The organism is Maribacter ulvicola (genome assembly GCF_900155985.1).
Classification (GTDB): domain Bacteria; phylum Bacteroidota; class Bacteroidia; order Flavobacteriales; family Flavobacteriaceae; genus Maribacter; species Maribacter ulvicola.
In genome coordinates this window covers 1-16,454 of record NZ_FTMA01000006.1, presented here as the reverse complement: position 1 = coordinate 16,454, position 16,454 = coordinate 1, and the positions used below count along the sequence as shown (strand labels likewise).

At 36.8% G+C, this 16,454-nt stretch carries 12 protein-coding genes and 1 tRNA gene; all 13 read left to right on the top strand.

Annotated elements, in window-relative coordinates:
- Complete coding sequence (locus BW936_RS14525) at nt 1-327, top strand: FtsL-like putative cell division protein (RefSeq protein WP_076549722.1); 327 nt, start codon at nt 1-3, stop codon at nt 325-327.
- Nucleotides 327-2,333: a penicillin-binding protein gene (locus tag BW936_RS14520; protein ID WP_076549421.1), complete on the top strand. Its 2,007-nt coding sequence runs from the start codon at nt 327-329 to the stop codon at nt 2,331-2,333. Before BW936_RS14525 ends, BW936_RS14520 begins: the two co-directional genes overlap by 1 nt.
- Nucleotides 2,330-3,793, top strand: coding sequence for a UDP-N-acetylmuramoyl-L-alanyl-D-glutamate--2,6-diaminopimelate ligase (locus BW936_RS14515; RefSeq protein ID WP_076549419.1), 1,464 nt, complete (start codon nt 2,330-2,332; stop codon nt 3,791-3,793). Before BW936_RS14520 ends, BW936_RS14515 begins: the two co-directional genes overlap by 4 nt.
- Nucleotides 3,794-3,823: 30 nt before the next feature.
- Nucleotides 3,824-5,044: a phospho-N-acetylmuramoyl-pentapeptide-transferase gene (gene mraY, locus BW936_RS14510; RefSeq protein ID WP_076549416.1), complete on the top strand. Its 1,221-nt coding sequence runs from the start codon at nt 3,824-3,826 to the stop codon at nt 5,042-5,044.
- A gap of 44 nt (nt 5,045-5,088) precedes the next feature.
- Nucleotides 5,089-6,489: a UDP-N-acetylmuramoyl-L-alanine--D-glutamate ligase gene (gene murD, locus BW936_RS14505; protein ID WP_244156238.1), complete on the top strand. Its 1,401-nt coding sequence runs from the start codon at nt 5,089-5,091 to the stop codon at nt 6,487-6,489.
- A gap of 1 nt (nt 6,490) precedes the next feature.
- Nucleotides 6,491-7,699, top strand: a complete 1,209-nt coding sequence (locus BW936_RS14500) for an FtsW/RodA/SpoVE family cell cycle protein (RefSeq protein WP_076549414.1) — start codon at nt 6,491-6,493, stop codon at nt 7,697-7,699.
- On the top strand, nt 7,686-8,774 hold the full coding sequence (gene murG, locus BW936_RS14495) for an undecaprenyldiphospho-muramoylpentapeptide beta-N-acetylglucosaminyltransferase (RefSeq protein ID WP_076549412.1): 1,089 nt from the start codon (nt 7,686-7,688) through the stop codon (nt 8,772-8,774). The genes BW936_RS14500 and murG overlap by 14 nt, the downstream gene beginning before the upstream one ends.
- Nucleotides 8,775-10,130 (top strand): UDP-N-acetylmuramate--L-alanine ligase, encoded by a 1,356-nt coding sequence (gene murC / locus BW936_RS14490; protein ID WP_076549410.1) that lies wholly within the window; start codon nt 8,775-8,777, stop codon nt 10,128-10,130. It begins immediately after the preceding gene.
- A complete protein-coding gene (locus BW936_RS14485) occupies nt 10,120-10,839 on the top strand; it encodes a cell division protein FtsQ/DivIB (RefSeq protein WP_076549408.1) in 720 nt (239 codons plus the stop codon). Before murC ends, BW936_RS14485 begins: the two co-directional genes overlap by 11 nt.
- A 4-nt stretch (nt 10,840-10,843) precedes the next feature.
- Nucleotides 10,844-12,187, top strand: a complete 1,344-nt coding sequence (gene ftsA / locus BW936_RS14480; RefSeq protein WP_076549407.1) for a cell division protein FtsA — start codon at nt 10,844-10,846, stop codon at nt 12,185-12,187.
- 44 nt (nt 12,188-12,231) lie between these two features.
- A complete protein-coding gene (gene ftsZ / locus BW936_RS14475) occupies nt 12,232-14,145 on the top strand; it encodes a cell division protein FtsZ (protein WP_076549405.1) in 1,914 nt (637 codons plus the stop codon).
- 89 nt (nt 14,146-14,234) lie between these two features.
- A complete protein-coding gene (locus BW936_RS14470; protein WP_076549403.1) occupies nt 14,235-14,678 on the top strand; it encodes a GatB/YqeY domain-containing protein in 444 nt (147 codons plus the stop codon).
- A 59-nt stretch (nt 14,679-14,737) separates the two neighbouring features.
- Nucleotides 14,738-14,811: transfer RNA gene (locus BW936_RS14465), tRNA-Arg, on the top strand.
- Nucleotides 14,812-16,454 lie beyond the last annotated feature (1,643 nt).

Genomic DNA, 16,454 nt, shown 5'->3' with positions numbered 1-16,454 from the left:
ATGAAAACGGGTGTTTTGGACCTATTGAAGGGCAAATTTTTGGTGAGCGGTGACGCCCCTAAGAATTGGCTGTTCCTTATTTTCATTTCTTTTTTGGCAACGGTAATGATCAGTAGTTCTCATAGTGCGGATCAAAAAGTACACCGTATTGCCTTGTTGAATGAAGAGGTAAAAGAATTGCGTAACGAGTTTGTGGATATGCGATCAGATGTGCAGCAGCTAAAATTAGAATCGAACATTACCGGTAAAATATCGGAAAAAGGACTTTTTCCTTCAGAGAATCCCCCACAGAAAATTAAGGTGAAATCTTTAAAAGGGGAGGAATAATGGCGACTACGGATAAAAGTATATTAAAAAGGCTCTATATAGTGGCAGGGTTCATGGTGCTCTTTGCCGGGGCGGTATTGTTTAAGCTGGTCTCTATACAAATAGTAGAGGGTGAAAAATACCAGGCATTGGCAGATACACGTACAGAACGTATGTTTACCATTGAGCCTAATAGAGGAAACCTGTATTCTGATGATGGTAGTCTTTTGGCAACTTCAGTATCAAAATACACCATACGTTTTGATGCGGTAACGGTTGGTGATGTAGATTTTAAAGAAAATGTAAAGCCGTTGGCAGATGCCTTGGCAAAACAATTTGGCAAAACCTCCTCTCATTACCAGCAATTATTAAGAAAGGCTAGGGAGAACAAAAATAGGTACGCGCTGATCGTCAGAAATCTAGATTATTCTGAATATATGGCGGTAAAGCAATTTCCGCTATTCAATAAGGGAGCTTTCAAGGGCGGATTGATCATTGAGCAGAAAACAAAGAGAGAGCATCCGTTGGGTAAAATTGCCGAGCGCAGTGTAGGGTACGAACGTGTTGATGAAAACGGTTACTATACCCGTGTGGGTATGGAAGGTGCTTTTGGGGAATACCTAAGGGGAGTTTCCGGTAAGCGTTTAAAACAAAAAATAGCTAAAGGACAGTGGAAGCCTATTGGTAACGATAACATTATTGAGCCAGAGGATGGTTATGATGTGTATTCTACTATTGATATTAATATACAGGATATAGCCCACCATGCATTATTGGGTCAGTTAGAGAAATATCAAGCAGACCATGGTACGGTTATAGTAATGGAAGTGAAAACCGGTGAGGTTAAGGCAATTTCTAATTTAGGTCAGACTTCTGAAGGTAAATATTACGAACGCTTAAATTATGCAATTGGAGAATCTCACGAGCCAGGTTCTACCTTTAAGTTGGTGAATTTAGTGGCTGCCTTAGAAGATAAGGTGATTGATACCAGTACGGTAATAGATACGGAAAAAGGTTCTTGGAGATTGTACGATCATAGAATTAAGGATTCTAAATATGGGGGTTACGGAAAGATATCCATGGCTAAGGCTTTTGAGGTATCGTCTAATGTAGCATTCGCTAAAATGATACATGAAGGGTATAAAAGTGATCCAGAAAGATATGTAAACCGATTAATGAGTATGGGTATCCATAAAGAATTAGGTCTCCCTGTACTTGGTGAGGGTAAACCGGTGTTGCGCTATCCGGGTGATAAAGGATGGTCAGGTCTTTCGTTGGCGCAAATGGCTTATGGTTATGAAGTTTCTATGACTCCGCTACAAACGTTGGCTTTCTATAATGCTATTGCAAATGATGGTGAAATGGTTAAACCACGTTTGTTGAAAGAAGTAAAGGAGTGGAACAAGACCATAGAGAAGTTTGATAAAAAGGTTTTGAACCCTGCTATTTGCTCGCAATCTACGGTAAAGAAAGTACAACGAATATTAAAGAATGCTGTTGAGAAGCGGCATAGTACGGGTCACCGTATGTATTCCAAGAATTTTTCTATGGCAGGTAAGACAGGTACTACGCAAACCAATTATGTGTCTAAGGATAGATCAAAGTACGAATATGTTTCATCGTTCGCAGGCTATTTTCCGGCAGATGACCCAAAGTATTCTTGTATTGTGGTTATTCATAAGCCAGATAAGAGTGTTGGGTATTATGGAGCAGATGTTTCTGGTCCGGTATTTAAATCTGTGGCCCAAAAAGTATATGCAACATCGCCATTGACCAGTGAAGTAGATTTAAAAGATGTGTTGATCGCAAAAAACGAAGATTCTCATCAAGGGTACTTTAAGGCTGCCCAAGCAAAATATTCGGCAATGCCAAATGTAAAAGGTATGTGCGGTATGGATGCTGTTGCCATACTTGAGAATTTAGGAATAGAAGTAGAGGTAAAAGGAAACGGAAAGGTGAAAAACCAATCTATCACCAAAGGAACTGATTTAAAATCAGTAAAGAAAATAGTGTTAGAATTAATATGAAGCATTTAAAGGATATATTATATGGAGTGCGTATTACTGCTGTTAGCGGTACTACCTCTTGTGGTATAGCGTCTGTTTGTTTTGATTCTCGCGAAGTTCAAAAAGGTGATGCCTTTGTAGCTATAAAAGGAACCTTAACAGATGGGCATAATTATATTGCTGCAGTAGTGAAAGCTGGGGCAAGAGCAATAGTTTGTGAACAATTGCCTGCTGAAATGGTAGATAATGTTACTTATGTACAAGTAGAAAGTGGAAATCAGGCTTTGGCATTGATGGCTTCTAACTATTACGGTACGCCATCAAAGAATTTAAAACTAGTAGGTGTAACGGGTACCAATGGTAAAACCACGGTATCTAGTTTATTATATCAGTTATTTAAAAAAGCTGGATATAAAGTGGGCTTGTTGTCGACCATTAAAATTATGGTAGATGATACTGCTTTTCCAACAAAACATACCACTCCAGATGCATTGGTGATCAATAAGCATTTAAAGTTAATGAACGATGCCGGCGTAGAATATTGCTTTATGGAAGTAAGTTCTCATGGTATTCACCAGAAAAGAACGGAAGGATTGGTTTTTGAAGGGGCAATTTTCACCAATCTGTCTCACGATCACTTAGACTACCATAAAACATTTGCAGAGTACCGCGATACCAAAAAGACTTTGTTTGATCAATTGCCCAAAACGGCATTTGCGTTGACCAATGTTGATGATAAGAACGGTTTGGTAATGTTGCAAAACACCAAGGCTAGAAAAGCAAGCTACGCCTTAAAAAATTATGCAGATTATAGAGCGCAGATTTTAGAAAATCAGTTTGACGGTCAGTTGTTGAAAATTAATGACCATGAGCTTTGGACAAAATTAATAGGTCATTTCAATGCCTATAATATGTTGGCAATTTATGCTACCGCGGATCTGTTGGGATTGGAGCAATTAGAAACCCTTCGCTTATTGAGCGAGTTGGAAAATGTGGACGGCAGGTTTCAATACTATATATCAAAGAAAAGAATTACGGCTATAGTTGATTATGCCCATACGCCGGACGCCCTTAAAAATGTGCTTGAGACAATCAACACGTTGAGAACTGGAAATGAAAACGTCATCACCGTTGTGGGGTGTGGTGGCGATAGAGACAGATCAAAGCGTCCGGTAATGGGCAATATCGCATCAGAAATGAGTAATAAAGTTATTCTCACTTCTGATAATCCTAGAACTGAATCCGCTACTGAAATTATTTCAGAAATGGAAGCAGGCGTAGAGCCTCAGAATATAAGAAAGATTTTATCCATTGAAAATAGAGAGCAAGCTATTAAAACAGCTTGTCAACTAGCAGATGATAACGATATCATATTAGTAGCCGGTAAAGGCCATGAGACCTACCAAGAAACCAATGGTGTACGTGTAGATTTCGACGATTTTAAAATAGTAAAAGAGCTTTTAGCGAGCTTAAAAAAATAACCAAGGCTTAGTAGCAAGAATACAGATTATATGTTAACCTACCTGTTCGAATATTTAGAAAAACAATACCAGTTGCCGGGAGCTTCGCTGTTTCAGTTCAGCACATTCCGTGCGGCAATGGCTATCCTGTTTTCATTGATAATTGCCACGGTTTACGGTAAGCGTGTTATTCTGTTTCTTCAAAAGCAACAAGTAGGGGAAACTATTCGTGACCTAGGTTTAGACGGTCAAAAGCAAAAGGCGGGTACGCCAACTATGGGTGGGGTAATTATTATCATGTCCACATTGATTCCGGTATTGCTTTTCGCAAGGTTAGAGAACATATATATTATACTATTGGTATTCACTATGTTGTGGATGGGGGCGATTGGCTTTTTAGATGATTATATCAAAGTATTTAAAAAGAATAAAGAAGGTTTAAAAGGAAGATTCAAAGTGTTGGGTCAAGTAGTATTAGGACTTATAGTAGGTGCAGTGCTTTATTTTCACCCAGAAGTGACCATGCGTGATCATGATGAAACAATTATTACACGGGCATATACGGTTGAGCAGGTAAAGGGAGCGGAAATAAAATCTACCATGACAACGGTACCTTTCTTTAAAAATAATGAGTTTGATTATGAAAGTTTAATATCATGGGCCGGCGATGGTGCAAAAGAATATGCATGGTTACTCTTTATTCCTATTATTATTTTAATAGTAACAGCAGTTTCTAATGGTGCAAATTTAACCGATGGTATAGATGGCTTGGCAGCAGGTACATCGGCAATAATAGTATTTACGCTGGGTATTTTTGCCTTGGTATCCGGTAACATCATATTCTCTGATTATTTAGATATCATGTACATACCACGAGTAGGAGAGTTGCTGGTATTCATTACCGCTTTTGCAGGAGCTTTGATCGGCTTCTTATGGTACAATGCATTTCCTGCACAAGTGTTTATGGGCGATACAGGTAGTTTAACTATTGGCGGGGTAATAGCCGTAATTGCAATTATTGTGCGTAAAGAATTATTGATACCCGTGTTGTGCGGAATCTTCTTTGCAGAGTCGCTTTCAGTGATGTTACAAGTAGGGTATTTCAAATACACTAAGAAAAAGTTTGGTGAGGGCAGACGTATATTTTTAATGTCCCCATTACATCACCACTATCAGAAGAAGGGATATCATGAAAGTAAGATCGTAACCCGTTTTTGGATTGTAGGTATACTATTGGCAATTGTAACTGTGGTGACCTTAAAAATTAGATAAATCCCATCGCTGACCCTTCCCAAAGGGAAGGAAAAAAGAGTAGAATGAGTAAAGAAATGGGAAATGAAAAAGAGCAACAAACAAAGCTTCCTTCCCTTGGAGGGATTGAGGGAGGATTTTTAGTAGTTCTAGGAGGAGGAGAAAGTGGAGTAGGAACAGCCATTTTAGGATTAAAAAAAGGATACGATGTATTTGTATCCGATAAAGGAAAAATAAAAGAGAAGTATAAAAACGTTCTTGAACATTTTGGAATTGATTGGGAAGAAGAACAGCATTCTGAAGACCGCATACTAAAAGCCGATTTGGTAATGAAGAGTCCGGGTATTCCGGATAAAGCACCCTTGGTAAAACAGTTGGTTAAGAAAGGCGTTCCGGTTATATCAGAGATAGAATTTGCATCTAAATACACCGATGCAAAAATCATTGGTATAACAGGAAGCAACGGAAAAACAACAACGACTATGCTAACCAACCATATTCTGGCTGCTGCCAAATTACAAGTAGGTATGGCAGGAAACATTGGTGATAGTTATGCAAAAATGGTTGCGGAGAATGATTTTGAGTATTACGTACTTGAGATCAGCAGTTTTCAATTAGATGGCATAGTGGATTTTAAACCACACATTGCCGTGATAACGAATATTACACCAGATCATTTAGATCGGTATGAGTATGAGTTTGAAAACTACATCGCATCTAAATTCAGAATAGCCGAAAACCAAGACGAAGACGATTATTTGATTTATGATGCAGATGATACGGTTTTGGTAGCATGGCTGAACAAGCACCCGGTTAAATCAAAATTAATGCCTTTTTCATTGAATAAAGTATTTGAACAAGGTGCATTTATAGAACAAAACAAGATAGTAATAAAAACAACAACAGACACTATTAACATGACGAAGAACACTTTGGCCTTAGAAGGTCAACACAATGTAAAGAACACCATGGCAGCGGCAACAATTGCAAAATTAGTTGGTATCCGTAAGGAGACGATAAGAGCCTGTGTTTCTAATTTTCAAGGGGCTCCCCACCGTTTGGAGAAGGTGTTGAAAATACATCATGTAGAATATATCAATGACTCAAAAGCAACGAATGTAAACGCTGCTTATTACGCATTGGATAGCATGAAAACACCCACGGTATGGATTGTAGGTGGTGTAGATAAGGGTAATGAGTACATGGAGTTAATGCCATTGGTACGAGAAAAAGTAAAAGCGATTATTTGCTTGGGCGAGAATAATGACAAAATCAAACATGTTTTTGGTAAAGCAGTTGATTTGTTGGTAGAAACCTATGCTATGGAAGAAGCCGTGAAAGTGGCGTATAAAATTGCAGAGCGTGGCGATACGGTTTTGTTATCACCGGCATGTGCAAGTTTCGATTTGTTTAAGAGTTATGAGGATCGTGGAGATCAGTTTAAGAATTGTGTAAAGAACCTATAAGGTGTTGAATATATTTCAAAAAATAAAAGGAGATAAAGCTATTTGGGCCATTGCGGCACTCTTGGCCTTATTTTCATTTCTACCTGTCTATAGTGCCAGCAGTAATTTGGTATATGTAGTTGGTAGCGGTACGCCGGTTGGGCACTTGGTTAAACACGCCATACTGTTGTTTTTAGGTTTTGGAATTATTTACGGGGTACATAAGATACCAACACACTTTTTTAAAGGGCTTTCTATGATAGCCTTACCAATAGTGTTGGTGTTGCTCATATTCGTCTTGGCACAAGGCACTTCAAGTGGAGGTACAAATGATAGTCGTTGGATCCGTTTGCCCTTGGTAGGTTTCGGTTTTCAGCCCTCTAACCTAGCGGCAGTTGTGTTAATGATATATGTAGCACGCTATTTCTCTAAGGTTAGAGATATAAAAATAACATTTAAAGAAAGCATATTGCCTTTATGGTTGCCAGTTTTCTTGGTAGTGGCGCTTATTCTGCCGGCTAACTTTTCAACAGCGGCAATTGTTTTTTCAATGGTAATGGTATTGTGTTTTTTAGGCGGATATCCTATGAAATACTTATTGGGTATTGTAGGGACAGGCGTGTTGTTTTTGTCCATTTTTATACTAACGGCTAAAGCTTTTCCAGATTTGTTCCCAAATAGGGTAGATACTTGGATGAGTAGAATTGAAAGTTTTTCAAACCCTGATGATTCAGAAGGAACCTATCAAATAGAAAGAGCAAAAATTGCAATTGCTACAGGTGGTGTCATAGGTAAAGGAGCAGGTAAAAGTGTACAGAAGAATTTTTTGCCACAGAGCTCATCAGATTTTATTTATGCCATAATAGTGGAGGAATATGGTTTACTAGGAGGGTTTGTACTCATGTTGTTTTACTTGTTTCTGTTGTTTAGAATAGTAGTGGTTGCCAATGGCTGTGACTCTGTCTTTAGCAAATTGTTAGTGTTAGGTGTAGGATTGCCAATTGTGTTTCAAGCGTTGATTAATATGGCCGTAGCGGTAGAATTATTTCCGGTAACGGGGCAGAACCTACCATTGATCAGTAGTGGTGGTACCTCTAGCTGGATGACCTGCTTGGCAATAGGTATCATATTAAGTGCAAGTAATAAAAGTATAGCTCAGGAGGGAACTCCTGAAAATGATGAGGATATGGATGAAACGAACCCTTTAGAGATTTTAAGTGGGCAGTTATAAGTTCATATTATCAGGAGGAGGTACTGGCGGACATATTTATCCGGCCATTGCCATAGCGAACGAATTGCAGAGGAGATATCCTGATGCGGAGATTTTGTTCGTAGGTGCAAAAGATAGAATGGAGATGGAGAAGGTGCCGCAAGCAGGATATAAAATAGAAGGATTGTGGATTACGGGAATTCAGCGCAAACTGACCTTAAAAAATCTACTATTTCCAATAAAATTGATAAGTAGTTTAATGAGAGCAAATAGCATCGTATCGAAGTTTAAACCACATGCCGTAATTGGTACGGGCGGTTTTGCTAGTGGTCCGTTGTTAAAAATGGCAACCGTAAAAGGGATACCATGTGTGCTGCAGGAACAAAATTCATTTGCAGGTATTACCAATAAACTATTAAAAGATAAAGTGAAGAAAATCTGCGTGGCATATGATGGCATGGAGAAGTTTTTTCCGAAAGATAAAATTGTAAAAACAGGTAACCCTGTCCGTTCAGATTTAGTGGGATTAAAAGCCGCTAAAAGTGAAGCTTTGAGCTATTTTGAATTGAGTGCCAATAAGAAAGTATTATTGGTATTGGGAGGCAGTTTAGGAGCTAGACGCATTAACCAATTGATAGCTGATCATTTAGCATATTTTGAAGGATTAGGATTGCAAATAATATGGCAATGTGGAAAAGGGTATTACGAAACCTATAAAGCACATCAGTCAGAAAATAGTAAAGTGCATGCTTTTTTGAATGCTATGGATAAAGCTTATGTAGCGGCAGATTTCATTATTTCAAGAGCAGGTGCAGGTGCGGTATCAGAATTATGTTTGGTTGGGAAACCAACATTCTTTATTCCGTCACCAGTGGTAGCAGAGGATCATCAGACTATGAATGCATTGTCATTGGTTGAGCATGATGCTGCAATTATGATAAGGGAAAAAGAGCTGGATAGTAAGTTTAAGACGGAGTTTGAGTCGGTATTTGCATCCACTGAAAAGCAAGAAGAATTATCAAAAAATATTAAAGCGTTAGCATTACCGAATGCAACGTCGGATATTTGTGATGAAATAGAAAAATTGATACAATAAATGAACATAACGCAAATACATAGGGTGTATTTTATTGGCATAGGAGGCATTGGTATGTCTGCTTTGGCGCGTTATTTTGCGTTTATAAATAAAGCGGTTGCCGGGTATGACAAAACCGAGAGTCCGCTTACAAAAGAAATGGTAAGATCTGGTATTGATATTCATTATTCAGATGATATTAATAGTATTGCAGATGAGTATAAGAATGACACAGCGCATACCTTAGTGGTGTATACGCCGGCGGTGTCTTCTAGTCATACGGAGTATCAGTATTTTTTAAATAATGGTTTTACCATTAAGAAACGCTCAGAAGTACTGGGTTTAATAACCAAAGACTCTTTTTGTTTGGCAGTAGCAGGTACGCACGGTAAAACTACGACCTCTAGTATTTTGGCTCATTTGCTAAAAGAAACTGGAGTAAAGATGACTGCGTTCTTAGGAGGAATTTCAGAAGATTTTAACAGCAATTTCCTTTTAGAAGGAACAGCCTACTCGGTAGTAGAGGCAGATGAATTTGATCGTTCATTTATGCAATTGACACCAAATGTAGCCTGCGTTACGTCTATGGATGCTGATCACTTGGATATTTATGGTGATGCGCAAGAATTAGAAAGAACATTTATTGATTTTACCAAACGTTTAAAACCGGGCGGTAAATTATTTGTTAGAAACGGTTTGCCTTTAGAGGGCTTAACCTATGGTATAGAAGACGATTCGGATTATTGTATCCGGAACATAAAAATAGAACATGGTACCTACATATTCGATTTGGAGACCCCCGACCTCAAATTAGAAGGGGTTGAATTTAACAAACCAGGAAGGCATAATTTGCTCAATGGTTTAGTAGCTTTTGCAATGGCGATGCAAGCAGGTCCCCCCCCGCATCGCCTTGCTAAGGCACTTGCAACTTTCAAAGGGGTACAAAGGCGTTTTTCGTATAAAATAAAAACTGATGATTTCATTTTTATAGATGATTACGCTCATCATCCTACGGAAATTAATGCAGTTTTTGAAGCAGTTTCAGAAATGCATCCAAATAAAAAGGTATTGGTAATTTTTCAACCACATTTATTTTCAAGAACACGTGATTTTGCAGATGAGTTCGCAAAAAGTCTATCGCAGTTCGAAAATATGTTGTTGTTAGATATCTATCCGGCTAGAGAAGAGCCCATTGCGGGAATAACCTCTAAGTGGTTGTTAGGAAAAATAACGAGTAGTTATAAAGAAATTATTTCAAAAGAACAAATCATATCTGAGATAAAAAAACACAATCCAGCAGTTTTACTAACAATGGGGGCTGGAGATATAGGTTTAGAAGTGGAAAAAATTAAAAAGGAAATGTCTTATGCAGGGTAGTTGGAATTTTATAAAGTTAGCCGCTTTAGTTCTAGTGATCATTGGGATGTATGCTTTTTCGAATGAGCGTAATACCTCTAAGAATGTGACAGGAATAAAAGTAGAATTCATTGGGGATCAAAACTTGTACCTCACTGAAGGAGCGGTTAATAAATTGTTAATACAAAATTACGGTAGTCTAAAAAATGTGGCTAAAGAAAATATAGTTTTGAATACTGTAGAAAAGGCTCTTGAGGCCAATGAAATGGTAAAAAGTGCACAAGTCTATCTAACAATAGACGGCGAACTTACATCGAAAATAGTTCAACGGAAACCTATTGGGCGCATAGAAGGGGATACAAAATATTATTTGGACGATGAAGGAAAGAGAATGCCGTTATCCAATAACCATTCGGCAAGAGTTCCTATAATATCTGGAAATATCGATGATAAAAGCCTTCAGGATGTTTATGTGATCTTGGAAAAAGTAAAATTAGATGATTTTTTTCGTAAATCCGTAATAGGTATTCATATCAAAAATGAAAAGGAATATCAGTTACGATTACGACTTAACAATTTTGTTGTGAACATTGGTGATATTGAAGATTTAGAGGCCAAGTTTAGCAATTTTAAGGCATTTTATGCCAAAGCGAACAAGGATGAAACCTTGGAGGAGTATGCAGTAGTAAGTTTAGAATTCAATAACCAGGTGGTGTGCACTAAAATATAATAAAATGGAACAAACTAAATATTCAGTCGGTTTAGACATAGGAACAACGAAAATCGTTGCCATAATCGGAAAGCAAAACGAATATGGTAAAATTGAGATTTTAGGTATCGGTAAGTCCAAAAGTTTAGGTGTACACAGAGGGGTTGTCAATAATATTACACAAACTATAAAATCTATTCAACAGGCGGTTGAGGAGGCAGAATCAAATTCTGGCCTTAAAATAGGATCTGTTGTTGTGGGTATAGCTGGTCAGCATATAAGAAGTTTACAGCACAGCGATTATATTACCAGAAAAGATTCTGAGGAAGTAATAGGAGAAGAAGATGTAGACTTATTATGTAATCAAGTGCACAAATTGATTATGCTACCCGGTGAAGAAATTATTCATGTTTTACCACAAGAATATAAAGTGGACGGCCAGGCTGAAATTCGTGAGCCTGTGGGTATGTATGGTGGTAGGCTAGAGGCTAATTTTCATGTAGTAGTTGGTCAGGTAGTTTCCATTAAAAATGTAGGTCGTTGTATTAAAAGTGCAGGATTGGACCTTGGGAATATAACTCTTGAACCTTTGGCATCGTCTGACGCAGTTTTAAGTCAAGAAGAAAAAGAAGCAGGTGTGGCATTGATTGATATAGGCGGTGGTACAACTGATCTGGCCATTTTTAAAGATGGTATCATTAGACATACTGCGGTTATTCCTTTTGGTGGCGGTGTCATTACTGAAGATATCAAAGAAGGCTGTTCAATCATTGAAAAGCAAGCCGAATTGTTAAAAACAAGATTTGGTTCAGCTTGGCCGGGTGAGAATAGAGATAATGAAATTGTATCTATACCAGGTTTACGTGGTAGAGAACCAAAAGAAATCTCATTGAAAAATCTTTCTAAGATTATTCACGCTCGTGTAGTGGAGATTGTTGAGCAAGTGTATGTAGAAATAAAGAACTATGGTCACGAAGAGCAAAAGAAAAAATTAATTGCAGGTATCGTGTTAACGGGTGGTGGTAGCCAACTAAAACATTTAAAGCAGTTAGTAGAATATATAACGGGTATGGATACTCGTATAGGGTACCCTAATGAGCATCTAGCAGGTGATTCTGACGAGGAAGTTGCTAGTCCATTGTACGCAACAGCTGTAGGGCTTTTAATGAATGCCATTAAAAATCAGGACAAGTTGAAACTTACGCAAGAAGAAATTTTACAAGAACAGGAACAAGAGCAAGAAGAAGAGTTGGTGTACGCAGACCAGGAAGCGGAAGCTGTGGCACGACCAAACTTGCAGAAAGAAAGAAAATCCGTTTTTGACAAATGGTCTGAAAAATTGAAAGAATTTTTGGATAACGCAGAGTAATAAGTATAGCAAAAGAGAATACATTAACCAGTAATAATAAGAATATGAGTAAGAACAGCGAATTTGATAATATCTCCTTTGATCTACCAAAGAATCAAAGTAACGTTATAAAAGTCATTGGTGTAGGTGGTGGTGGTAGTAATGCCATTAATCACATGTTCCAAGCAGGAATTAACGGAGTTGATTTTGTAATCTGTAATACAGATTCTCAAGCTTTGGATAATAGTACTGTACCAAACAAAATACAATTAGGTGTCTCATTAACAGAGGGTTTGGGTGCTGGTGCCAATCCTGAAGTAGGTGAACAGGCTGCCATGGAAAGCATGGAAGAGATTAAAGGAATGTTGGATACAACAACCAAAATGATCTTTATTACTGCTGGTATGGGTGGGGGAACAGGAACTGGTGCTGCTCCCGTCATAGCCAAGTTTGCAAAAGAAATGGATGTTCTTACAGTAGGTATTGTTACAATGCCGTTTCAATTCGAAGGTAAAATGCGAGTTGAACAAGCGCAACGAGGGATTGAAAAATTACGCAAAAATGTTGATTCGCTGATCGTCATTAATAATAATAAATTAAGAGAAGTATACGGAAACCTTGGTTTCAAAGCTGGTTTTTCTAAAGCTGATGAAGTGTTGGCAACTGCTGCTAGAGGTATTGCAGAAGTTATTACACATCACTACACACAAAACATAGATTTACGTGATGCCAAAACAGTATTGTCAAATAGTGGCACTGCTATTATGGGGTCTGCTATTTCATCTGGTTCTGCAAGAGCTAATGAAGCAATCATGAAAGCGTTGGATTCTCCCTTGTTGAACGATAATAAAATTCAGGGAGCTAAAAATGTATTATTATTGATAGTATCTGGTGCACAAGAAATCACTATTGACGAAATTGGTGAAATCAATGATCATATTCAGATCGAAGCAGGGTACGGAGCAAATATTATCATGGGTGTTGGTGAAGATGAAAGTTTAGGCGAAGCAATTGCAGTAACAGTAATTGCTACCGGATTTAATATTGAACAGCAAGATGATATTGTAAATACGGAATCAAAGAAGATTATCCATACGTTAGAAGAAGGGCAACGTGCAGAAGCAATGTTGCTGTCTAACAAAAAAACCGTCCATACTTTAGAAATGGATGAAGAGGAAGAGGAGGTTAAACAAGTTAAACCCGTAAAAAAGTATGAGTTCGTTGAGGAAGAAGATTTTGACTTGATACCTACAACGAACTATATTAAAAATTTCAATGTTTTTTATGAGGAAGTATTAGCTGAGAATGTATCGGAAGAAGATTTTGTTATTGTTGATACGCCTACTTCACTAAGAGATATTGAGGTTGTTGAGCCTCAAGTTTTGAAGACAAAAGAAGATAATGATAGGTTTGCTTTAAATTTTGAATCGTCTTCAGAAGACGAAGAAAAAAGAGAAAATGTGATAATGTTCGATCTTCATGATGAAGTAAAGGATATTGATGTTAATGATAGTATTGAAATCGTTCCAGTTTTAGAGTATAATAAAAAAGGAGAAAAGCGATATAGTTTAGATGATTATATGCAACTAGAAGGCAAACTTACGGGTGCTAAATCTAAAGCAGAGGAATTTGATCCTAAATTAATTGAAGATGAATTGGTTTTTGAGAAAAAAACTGTAGAGCCTAAAAGAGAAATAAATCCAAACGAACAATTAGATCCAATGGAAACACCCATTGAAGAGTTGTTGAGGGATAGAGCAGATGAGCGTAGGAGAAAACTAAAAGATTTCAATTATAAATTTAAAAATAACGCACCATCAAGTTATGATGAGAAGAAACCTGCTTATCAAAGGCAAGGTGTTAATCTTAACGATAATCCTAGAGAAAAAAAGATCTCTAGAACTTCCTTAAGTGGTGATAGTAATGAGGATATACAATTGCGATCAAACAATTCATTTTTGCATGATAATGTAGACTAAAGGTTATCTTACAAAAAATTTTAAAACCCGAAAACTAATATAGTTTTCGGGTTTTATTTTTTATCTTCGCAGACCAAAATATACGAGCAATGGGTTTACAGCAAAGGGTAATGGAGCAGTTGAAATTAGCTATGAAAGCAAAAGATTCAGTAGCACTAGAATCGCTTAGGGCTATAAAATCTGCTTTATTGGTAGCAAGTACTAGCGGCGGAGGTGAGATTACTGAAGATGATGAAATCCAGATAGTTCAAAAATTGGTAAAACAAAGAAAAGATAGTGCAGCTATTTTTATAGCGCAAGGAAGGCAAGATCTTGCTGATCCAGAATTGGCTCAGATTGCTGTAATTGAGCAGTTTTTACCAGAACAGCTTACAGAAGAAGAAGTAGAAAAAGTTGTGGTGCAGACAATAGATGCTATAGGTGCTTCAGGAATGAAGGATATGGGTAAAGTAATGGGCATTGTTTCTAAAGAATTAGCTGGTCAGGCAGATGGTAAGCTGATTTCTACAATAGTAAAGAAAAGATTGGCATAACATAAGTTAGTAGTAGTATATCTTTAAATTTGCTAATTGAATACTACTTACAGAATAACGGCCTCGTGGCGCAACTGAATAGCGCATCAGATTTCGGCTCTGAGGGTTGGGGGTTTGAATCCCTTCGAGGTCACAAGTTTAAAAAAGGTTTTGCATTTGCAAAACCTTTTTTTTTGTTTTAGGTTGTATTGAACTTATTTATTTCAAGTGCTAAGCTTGGTGTTTGTAAGAGTAACAAATAGTCATCATAAATGAATTCAACAGTTCAATTGGGAAAAGAACAAATCTACAAAAGGTATCTTATCCTTTTATTTTAAGGAATACTGGAAAATTAGAAACCAGCATAGAAAAGAACCTTAGGGAGCAGTACTTAAAGTTTAGTTTAAGTTGTACATAATTCATAGAAAACAAAATCATATCATAAATAGTTAAGAATTACCTGCCAGTAAATCGTTCTTGGGTTTTTGGGTATATTAATGAGCAGATACAGTTTAGGGGTTGATTTTATTTAAGGTTATAAGTTTAAATAAAGGTTTTGCTTTTGCAGGATCTTTATTGCTATAAATTACGTAGGTATATTTATGTATGAATTAGTGATGTAATAAGCTATAGTATAAAGAATAATTCATGGTCAATAAATAATACATATGAGACATTGCTTTAGCAAATAACCTTGAGGCAAGCCCGCCAGACCAGGAATAGATAACTTGATTGATATCTTTAAAGCAAAGCTTCCTGACTGCCAGGTAAACATCGGAGCATTTACATCTAATAATCGAGTAATATGGGAAACTACTAAATGTTTCTTGATTTAAATTTCCATTTGCAAAGAAGAATTACAAGTAGGAGCGGTAATAAGGTATGATGAGTAGTATTTTATATTAGGTAAAAGTCAAGAATACTTAAGTATCTGGTATTGTATTTAGAATCCGTCAATTAGGAATTATGTAAACTTTCGGTTCATAGGTTTGTGTATCGGTAGCTATGGTCTTAGGTTCTATTTCTTTTATGGATGCTAGTATACTTTAATATATCGTGTTTATTAAAATAAAATAGTTTTAAAAAGTAATCTTCCTGCAGTATATCGCTCTGGAATTATAATTATAAAAAAGAAATTCTAGGAAGAAAATAGAAATGGAATGTAGGTTTAATCTATAATATGATTATTAATGTGAATTATTAGATAGTGGAGGTAAACTTGAAATAATTAAATAGAGACGAATAAGACGGTTTTAGCATAAACAGTGAACAGTTTTTGTAATGTAATTCCAAAGAAATGGATATACTATTAATGAGTAATGATTGATGACAATTGTTTATTACCTATATATGTATTTATTTTTGAAGTGAAAACTTATGAATAACACCGCAATGTTATGTTGATGGTATCCTATATTATGATGAAATTGTAGGTAATATTTAATTTTTAGCACTTCTTTTTCTGTTTGACAATAGGTAGAACAAGCTATTGTTATAGTGGGTAGAGCGGTTATGTATAGTGCTCATTACAATTCTTCCATTTTTACCACATTTTATTTCAAGTGTAACCATCGGTAAACCATGCAGTTAGTCCGGGGTTAAAAAATCTTTCGTTATTTTCTTCAAAAAAGGCTTGTGGTATTAAGAATAGTGTGTACATTTGCACCCCGCAAACGAGGAAAACGAAATTGGAATCGGGCGACGGAAAAAGGTTCATATATATGTTGATTTAAGCTGAGAAAAAGAAAAAAATTTTTTTTCAAAAAAAAGTTGTCAGGTTAAAAAACAGTTGTATAT